This is a genomic window from Enterobacter cloacae complex sp. 6730903, assembly GCF_048283985.1.
Taxonomy (GTDB): Bacteria; Pseudomonadota; Gammaproteobacteria; order Enterobacterales; family Enterobacteriaceae; genus Enterobacter; species Enterobacter hormaechei_C.
Genome location: NZ_JBLVXX010000149.1, coordinates 1 through 745, shown reverse-complemented (window position 1 = coordinate 745; position 745 = coordinate 1). Strand labels below are relative to the sequence as shown.

2 protein-coding genes are annotated in these 745 nt (G+C 60.4%); both read right to left on the bottom strand.

Translation table 11 applies throughout. The features are described from left to right. On the bottom strand, positions 1–372 hold a 372-nt coding region (locus ACNQ0W_RS25285; protein ID WP_417933302.1), incomplete at its 3' end, for a DnaT-like ssDNA-binding protein. Positions 373–374: 2 nt separating this feature from the next. Then, on the bottom strand, positions 375–632 hold the full coding sequence (locus tag ACNQ0W_RS25280) for a hypothetical protein (protein ID WP_116330026.1): 258 nt from the start codon (positions 630–632) through the stop codon (positions 375–377). Positions 633–745 lie beyond the last annotated feature (113 nt).

Sequence of the window (745 nt, the reverse complement as noted above, 5' to 3'; positions counted from 1 at the left end):
AGAGACGGCCCCCTGTACGCTCTCAGCTATGACCGCGCCGCCACCGGAGACCGACGGCGTGAGGTCAATCTCCTGCGACTCGATAGCCAGGCGGCATTGAGCATCAATCAGGCGCTGTGGAATAGCATCATCCGGCAGGTCCACACCATCGAAGCGTACGCCGGAGCGCGGCCAGGATAGAGGCTGAGATGCGCTGGAGCGCTGACCACGCCAGGACCTTCCTTCCAGAAAGTCCATCGCCTGCATCAGCATCTGGCTGCATTCGCCATCTTCGGCAGGTATGGTGTATCCGCGCGCGGCGGCAAAGACCCGCAGGTCGGACACGCTGGCGTAGCTGTTAAAGTCCGGCGAATGGGGATCGGCAACCAGCATGGTTATTCCTCCAGACGCCAGTCCAGCGCCAGCCAGTTATCCACTTCATCAGGGTGAACATCAGCGCGCAGCGGACCGCCGGGGAACTCTGGGATATCACGCACCATGACCACCAGCTCAATACCTGGCTGTTCCTGCTGCTGTTCCTGCTGCTGTTCCTGCTGCTGTTCCTGCTGGGCAGGGTTATTATCAGCAGCCTGCTGAGCTGCAAGCTTTTCCGCGTCACGCTGAGCGCGCTGTTCTCTGGTTAATCCGGCCATTGGGCCTCCTGAAAAACAAAGGGGCCGAAGCCCCCTGGGTTAACCCATGATGATGGTGGAATGTTCAGGCTGAACGGAGGCCACACCCCACGCCACACCAACCTCGTAACGCA

Bases quoted from the DNA above. Each gene is read 5' to 3' on its own strand.
- ACNQ0W_RS25280 (WP_116330026.1), bottom strand. From the start codon at position 632: ATGGCCGGATTAACCAGAGAACAGCGCGCTCAGCGTGACGCGGAAAAG.